Below are 7382 nucleotides of genomic sequence, written 5' to 3' on the forward strand. Positions count from 1 at the left end.
TCCACAGCCTCTGGAGGACATTGATTATTTCTCTTCTCACTAGGACGCGACAAAAAAAGCTCACGTATAACGTGAGCTTTTTAATGAATACTTCTTAAATTTTCACACAACTAAGCTATTCGACTTTAGACGCTATTGAAGGAGAATCCCAGCATTCTACAATATGAGAGCTATCTAAAATCGGTAGACTCTCTCTCGTAAACACAGGGTCTTTGCCCTCTTTCTTCTGCTGCATATAATCCTTCAAGGCCGCAAAGGCTACTTTAGAAAGCATAGTAATGGCAATGAGATTCACGATAACCATGAAGCCCATGAACAAATCAGCCAGATCCCATACCAACTGCACTTTTGCTATCGAGCCGAATATGATCATCGCCAATACACTAACTCTATAGATCATAAGCCAAATTTTATTTGATCTCAGAAAGGCAATGTTGGTTTCTCCATAGTAGTAATTTCCGATTAGCGTACTGAAAGCGAATAAGAACACCATCAAAGCTAAGAAACCAGACGCCCATGAACCTAAATGTACGCTTAATGCTGCCTGCGTCAATTCGATACCACCAAGCCCAGACTGCGTGTACTTACCTGAGAGCAGAATGATCATCGCCGTACTTGTACAAATAACCAATGTATCCAGAAGCACGCCTAAGGCTTGAATCAACCCTTGCTTCACCGGATGACTTGTTGTCGCTGTAGCGGCTGCATTGGGCGCACTTCCCATACCAGCTTCATTGGAGAACAATCCCCGCTTCACACCCTGCATGAGTGCTGCTCCAAGGGAACCCCCTACGACTTGCTCAACACCAAATGCACTTTTCACGATTAGTGTAAGAACTGCTGGAACTTGTCCAATATTCACAAGTACAACAAAAAATGCAATACCGATATAAAGTACAGCTAGCACAACGACAATATACTCCGACATTTTGGCGATTCGTTTTATGCCACCGAATATAATGACAGCAAATGCCGCAGCCATCACTAAACCGACTACTAAACGATCCGTGCCAAAAGCATTCTCAAAAGCTATTGTAATCGTGTTTGACTGTACTGCATTAAATACCAAACCGAACGACAATGTGATTAGAATAGCAAACAATGCACCCATCCACCGTTTATTTAAGCCACGTTCCATATAATAGGCGGGGCCACCTCGGAAGCCATCCTTATCTTTAATTTTGTACACTTGCGCTAGCGTACTCTCAATGAAGCTGGATGCTGAACCAATAATAGCAATAACCCACATCCAGAATACAGCCCCGGGTCCACCAAGCGCAATCGCAATCGCAATCCCTGTAATATTCCCTGTCTCTACACGGGCTGCCATACTAATGCAAAATGCCTGAAAAGGAGAAATACTGTCACGAGAGCCATCTTTGGATTCTTTTAGTACGCGAAACATTTCTTTTAATAAACGAAATTGAAGAAACTTCGTTCTATAAGTGAAGTACAGGCCACACAAAACAAGCATTACGATTAACAAATTAGACCACATGATGTTGTTTATAAGATCAATCACATTCTGTAACGACTGTTGCATGAGTTATGGTTCCTCTCTAGTTGTGTATGGTTTATGATGTCCTTAATTGAGGAAGCACATTAGTATACCAAATTTCCCTTAAAAGTCGATACATGTATTATTTTGTAATATTTCATTCGTTGCCTTACTAACTTACCGTGTATATGTAGACCTTGGTATGATATATATCTTTACAGATAGTAACTCGATCTGGCTCCCAATCTGGAATTGCAAAACATACACTAATCACCTGTGCTCCCGGGTTCAATCCTTTAGACCAAATGCTTGTTAACCGCTTCATTGCACCTGGATACAAGTAACAGACGACCAGATCTGCATCTTTATATGAATACGTATATAGGTCTCTACGCAAAAAGGTAACATTAGTCCGGTTATCCATCCTTGCTAGCAGTTTAGAGATCCATAGCGGTATGCGTGAGTTCTCTAATCCAATGATCTGTGAATCCGTATGATATTTCCCCATATGTATGGCTAATGTTCCGAACCCCGATCCTGCTTCAACAATCGATTTCCTATTCGTTATTCGCTTTATTTCCGCTGTCACCACTTGACGGACAGGCGCCGTAGATGGCATTGGAGAGATACCATTTCGCAAACTTACGTACACGATTGATAGTACCGCAGTAAACATACCTACAATTAACACCCCAGTCATGATCTGATTAAGAGTGTTTAACATCTGAGTCACCTCCTAACGTTAAATTGGATTTATCTGCACTTCCCCAGTGAATAACCACCCATCCATGATGAATACTCTTACAGATAGTGAAAACATACTTTCTTATAATTCAAAAAAACTGCCTCTATAGAGACAGTCCCTCCCTTAACAAATGTATCCTATTTGAATTTAGGCAAGTTCGCTTTACAAAAAGATGCTAGAACTTCTTCTTCATCTTCTTCCATGTCAAAGCTTAAATAGCGATCCACCATCTTCTCATATAAGTCATAGTGAATCATGCTATACTCTTCATTCTCCACCTTATAAGTAACCTTGGCATACACGCCATTCTCGGAGTAAAGTTCATCATCCTCTTCCACATCCAAGTCAAGTATAAATTGATACCGCTCACCTGTTAATATTCCGAATGGATCTTTCATCACTTCCACTTGAAAACTCTTAACTGTAATCATTCTCTCAACTCCCCTCTACATCTATGTTATTATATACGTTTTTCACATGCTTACAAACTAATGATCCGTTCTATAATGTAATCCGATTCATCATCTTAGGTTGAACTCGCCACTCCATTCATATTTAGATGAATATTGGACACAACTATAATAGATAAAATCAGATAACAGTTGCTTGTAAATCAAGTTTTATATACAATCTACCCAACAATTAAGTATAATACTTAAGTTCCTCACACGGGGACAATTATTGATAGATATACAGGGGGGACATTATGAAGTCGCATCCATCAAATCAGAACTCTTCATCCGATAACAAAGAACGCTTCTCTTCATCTGGATTTATATTTGCAGCCATCGGAAGCGCAGTAGGACTCGGAAACATGTGGAAGTTTCCATATATTACCGGTCAATATGGTGGGGCTGCATTTTTCATTCTCTTTGTCGTATGCTTAGTAGCCATTGGGCTGCCCGTACTTCTTGCAGAACTAGCTATTGGACGTGGTGGGCGCGGTAGTGCATCTTCATCCTTCGTAAAAGTAGGAGGACAACAAATATGGGGCCGGCTAGGTATGATTTCTGTCATCGCTGCATTCCTAATCATTTCTTTCTATTCTATTGTAGCAGGATGGACATTAAATTATGCAGTATCCGCGTTTAGTGGCAATTTATTTGCTAATCCAGATTTCACCGGACAATTCAATGATTTCATGTCTGGGAGGAAGCCGATCGTGTGGCAGCTTGTCGTATTACTACTTACAGGCTTAGTCGTCGTCAAGGGCGTCTCAGCAGGTATTGAGAAATTCAACAAAATTCTAATTCCAGGATTACTTATTCTTTTAGTTGTATTAATGATCAGATCCTTGACCCTTCCAGGAGCAGGGGCAGGCGTCTCCTTCTTCCTTAATCCAGATTGGTCCAAGCTTGGTGCAGAATCCTTACTCGTTGCCTTAGGGCATGCCTTCTTCTCCCTCTCATTAGGGATGGGCGCTATGCTCACCTATGGTGCATATGTAGAAAAGAGTCAATCATTGGGTATGGCTACGCTAGCTATTGGAGGTGGCGATCTGCTGTATGCTTTTATTGCAGGTCTGATTATCTTTCCGACGACGTTTTCTTTTGGCATTAATCCAGCTGAAGGCCCAGGTCTTGTCTTTATCGCCTTACCTGCAGCTTTCTCTGCTATGCCATTTGGAGCATTATTTGGTGGTTTATTCTTCATGTTACTCGCCATAGCAGCTTTAACGTCTACTGTATCCTTGTTAGAAGTACCCGTGGCCTATACCATGGAGCGTTGGAAATGGACTCGGACCAAATCCGTATGGATTATATTGTTCCTCTGCTTCCTACTCGGAATTCCATCAGCATTATCACTTGGAGCTGCATCTAACCTCAATTTGGGTGGCAAAGCCTTCTTCGATTGGATGGACTTCATAGCTTCTAATCTCTTACTACCGCTAGGAGGACTGATCGTGACTGTGTTTGCGGGGTACTACTGGAAGGGTGCTGCTGCAGAGTCAGGATTAACGGCATGGTGGTTCCGCCTCTGGCTGTTCATGCTGCGATATGTAGCTCCCATCCTCGTTCTATTCGTTTTCTTGCACACTTCTGGTGTCATTAAGTTCTAAGGATCACATCCTCCTTTTATCAAATACAGCGTCTGACGCTATAAAAATAAACGTGAACAGGCCCACACGCCTTGTTCACGTTTATTTTATAACTCCAATGAACCACGCAGGATAATCATTCACTATCCCCTACTATTACTTACTAGGTAAGCGTTAGCTGTTTCAGTAGCCAGTCAAATGATTGTTTCCCCGATATTTCATGACTACCCCTGAACAAGTCATAAGCAAGCTTATCCTCCACACCCAGACTTCGATAAATAGACATCAATCGATCAATCGCTTCCTTCGTTGTTCCTATAGGAAAAACCATATCCTGCTCACCAGATTCTATAAATAGCGATCTCGGAGCAATCAATCCGATTAACTCCGGCTGTTCCGCATGCTGAAGTATCCCTGGTATATAATTGTCTATACAATGTGGACGATCAAGAATACTCCCCTGATACGTATTCGTATATCCACACAATACAGTTGCTTGGATGCGATCATCTAATGCCGCAGTCAGAGAAGCGACCATCCCCCCACCCGAGAAACCAATGGTTCCAATCCGGTCCTTATCCACTTCTTCACGAACAGCTAAATAATCAAGAGCACGCATGGCCTCGTATACACGAAATCCAGCGATTGTCATACCACACATCAGAAGTTGTAAAGCGATAGGCAGACAACTAGAATCTTTAGCCGAAGGATCCTCCTCAACTCTTGCTCTTAATCTTCGGTCACCGAATCCAATAATTTCGGGAACCAACACGAACATTCCTCTCCGAGCGAGCTTCACAGCGAATTGATTATGTATCCCCGGATCATCAGCGAAGCTATCATCAGGGTTCATCCCCAGCGCTGCACGGTGACCCGGTCCATGTCCATGACAAGCCAAAACCGCCGGGAGCTTACCCTGCCTCACCTTAGGATAGAGCGCGTACGCAGGAACCCTCATCCCCTCGTAGGTCGTATAAGCTAACTTCTCAACGCATAAATCGTCCATCTCAAATTTCTCAAGCAACTCTGGTTGTAAGGAGGCATCCTTGTCTGGTCTAGACCCTATCGAGGTAGCAAGACGACGCCTAAGTTCCTTGTGCTTCACAGTCACTGGAATGGTCTCAACGGTACGATCAAAGCTGCTATTGACTGTATTCGTATATAATTCTGCTAGATATTCATCAGGGCTCCACATACCTTATCATCAACCTTCGCATTCATATTTGAATTCCTAGCTCTTGCAGTTTATAGACCATCCATTTAGCGATTTCATGAGCACCGAATTGTGAGAAGTGCGTATCATCTTGGACACCCTCTGGGTAATTAGGATGTTCACCTTGTGCAAACCATAGAAATAACTTCTTAGACGGCTCCAGCCCAAGCTGCTCTAATAGCTCTTTACTCATACGACCTAGATCTATCAATGGCACTTGGCGATCCACAGCTAGCTTCATCATCGCCTCTGGATATAACCCATGTGTGTCTTGTAGTTCACCCTGTGCGTTGAATGTTCGGCGCTGCACTGGGGTGATTAGAATAGGAACCGCCTGCTTGCTTCTCGCTACAGTAATAAATTGATCTAGATACCCTTGATAATCATCAAAGGGCTCGGTATGGCGTGCTTCATCTTCCTTCTCATCGTTATGACCGAACTGAATCAGTAAATAGTCACCTTGACCGATTTCTTGTTCAATCTTAGCTAGTCTACCTTCTTCTATAAAACTCTTAGAGCTTCGTCCAGAAGCTGCTTCATTCCGTACCTCTACACCCTCACCCACAAGGCTTGTAAGCATTTGCCCCCAGCCTGCCCGAGGTGCCACCGTCGCATCATAATTGGACATCGTCGAATCTCCAGCTAGAAAAACCTTTACTTTCTTCATCTCTTACCTCCACTCCTGAACTATGCTAAAATTCTCGTAATTCATTCTTCTTGAATCGAGGCGGAACTTAAGTGAACATGAACCATCGTGTGGAACCAAAATATCATATTGGGGACCTGTCCTTCTCCATCCAGCAACTTCAACATAAGGGCTATTCCGCCATGCCACGTCCACATCTCCATCCATTCTACGAGTTATTCTATTTACTTGACGGAGAACGTGTTTATTTCATCAACGGTAAAGTCTGCACAGCCAAAAAGGGAGACTTAGTGGTTATCGTTCCGAACGAACTCCACTCTACCACCAGCTCAAATATCGAGAAATTTGATCGCGTACTCATTAAATTTACGCAGGAATTCGTAGGAGAAACTAGCCCTTCGCTGCTAACACTGCCTCCTTTTCAAGAATCCACCGTGATCACTTTCTCTATGAAGGAACAGTCCATCATTGAGCATATTCTTCAGCAAATACTAGTGGAATGTAAAGAACAACCTCCCCTTTATGTGGCTTGTGTCCAACAATTGTTAACCGAGCTCTTAATTCGCATTCACCGTTCTAGTCATATCCACAATCAACACAACACTGCTAATATGCATCCCATGCACCAGAAAGTGTCCGAGATTGCTTCGTACATCAATAGCCATTACAAAGAGACCCTCACACTAGAAGAAACAGCAAAGCTATTCTATATTAGTCCAGCCTATCTCAGTCGGATCTATTTCAAATTAACAGGCTTTCATTTCAGCGAATATATTCGGATCGTTCGCATTCGTGAGGCGCAGAAGTTACTTCATACCACCCGTGATAAAGTGCAAGTCATTGCAGAACAGGTTGGATTTGAACACATTTCTCATTTCAATAAAACTTTCAAGGCTATTACTGGGGTATCTCCATTACGTTATCGTGCACGTAGGTGAACGCCCTTATTATAGAACAATCAATCACTCTATTTCTGCTATTCCTATTGTCTATATTAGTAAAAATTGAACATCCTTGTTCTAATATAGAAGACATGACCCCTATAAATACAAAACAACCTTTAATGTGAGAAATCATTGCTCAATCTTTCCCTTGGGATTTACTACACCCGTTGTCTCTCGCTCCATTAAAAAAGAGACCCCCTCTATAAAATGTACCCAGTAAGATAGACACTTGAAAAAGGTCATCTTATTGGGTCTTTTTTGTTTATAATGAGAAAAATAACAATCGGAGCGAATGAAA

At 42.3% G+C, this 7382-nt stretch carries 7 protein-coding genes; 2 read left to right on the top strand and 5 right to left on the bottom strand.

Features of this window, described 5'->3' with window-relative positions:
• Window positions 1-115: 115 nt before the first annotated feature.
• The 3 genes from J2T13_RS19835 to J2T13_RS19845 form a co-directional block, all read right to left on the bottom strand.
• On the bottom strand, window positions 116-1543 hold the full coding sequence (locus J2T13_RS19835; RefSeq protein WP_429374095.1) for an alanine/glycine:cation symporter family protein: 1428 nt from the start codon (window positions 1541-1543) through the stop codon (window positions 116-118).
• Between the two features lie 127 nt (window positions 1544-1670).
• Window positions 1671-2222 (bottom strand): class I SAM-dependent methyltransferase, encoded by a 552-nt coding sequence (locus J2T13_RS19840; RefSeq protein WP_429374096.1) that lies wholly within the window; start codon window positions 2220-2222, stop codon window positions 1671-1673.
• Between the two features lie 158 nt (window positions 2223-2380).
• Entirely contained in the window at window positions 2381-2674 is a 294-nt protein-coding gene (locus J2T13_RS19845; protein WP_429374097.1) for a DUF6509 family protein, read from the bottom strand.
• 275 nt (window positions 2675-2949) lie between these two features.
• Here J2T13_RS19845 and J2T13_RS19850 point away from each other — a divergent pair, with 275 nt between their 5' ends.
• Window positions 2950-4302, top strand: coding sequence for a sodium-dependent transporter (locus J2T13_RS19850; protein WP_429374098.1), 1353 nt, complete (start codon window positions 2950-2952; stop codon window positions 4300-4302).
• A 142-nt stretch (window positions 4303-4444) separates the two neighbouring features.
• Here the strand turns inward: J2T13_RS19850 and J2T13_RS19855 are convergent, their stop codons facing one another.
• Together J2T13_RS19855 and J2T13_RS19860 are read right to left on the bottom strand one after the other, a co-directional pair.
• Complete coding sequence (locus J2T13_RS19855) at window positions 4445-5476, bottom strand: alpha/beta hydrolase family protein (protein WP_429374099.1); 1032 nt, start codon at window positions 5474-5476, stop codon at window positions 4445-4447.
• 22 nt (window positions 5477-5498) lie between these two features.
• Window positions 5499-6161 (bottom strand): rhamnogalacturonan acetylesterase, encoded by a 663-nt coding sequence (locus J2T13_RS19860; protein WP_429374100.1) that lies wholly within the window; start codon window positions 6159-6161, stop codon window positions 5499-5501.
• Window positions 6162-6238: 77 nt separating this feature from the next.
• Here J2T13_RS19860 and J2T13_RS19865 point away from each other — a divergent pair, with 77 nt between their 5' ends.
• On the top strand, window positions 6239-7078 hold the full coding sequence (locus tag J2T13_RS19865) for an AraC family transcriptional regulator (RefSeq protein WP_429374101.1): 840 nt from the start codon (window positions 6239-6241) through the stop codon (window positions 7076-7078).
• Window positions 7079-7382 lie beyond the last annotated feature (304 nt).

The organism is Paenibacillus sp. DS2015, assembly GCF_050433705.1.
Lineage (GTDB): Bacteria > Bacillota > Bacilli > Paenibacillales > Paenibacillaceae > Paenibacillus_AQ.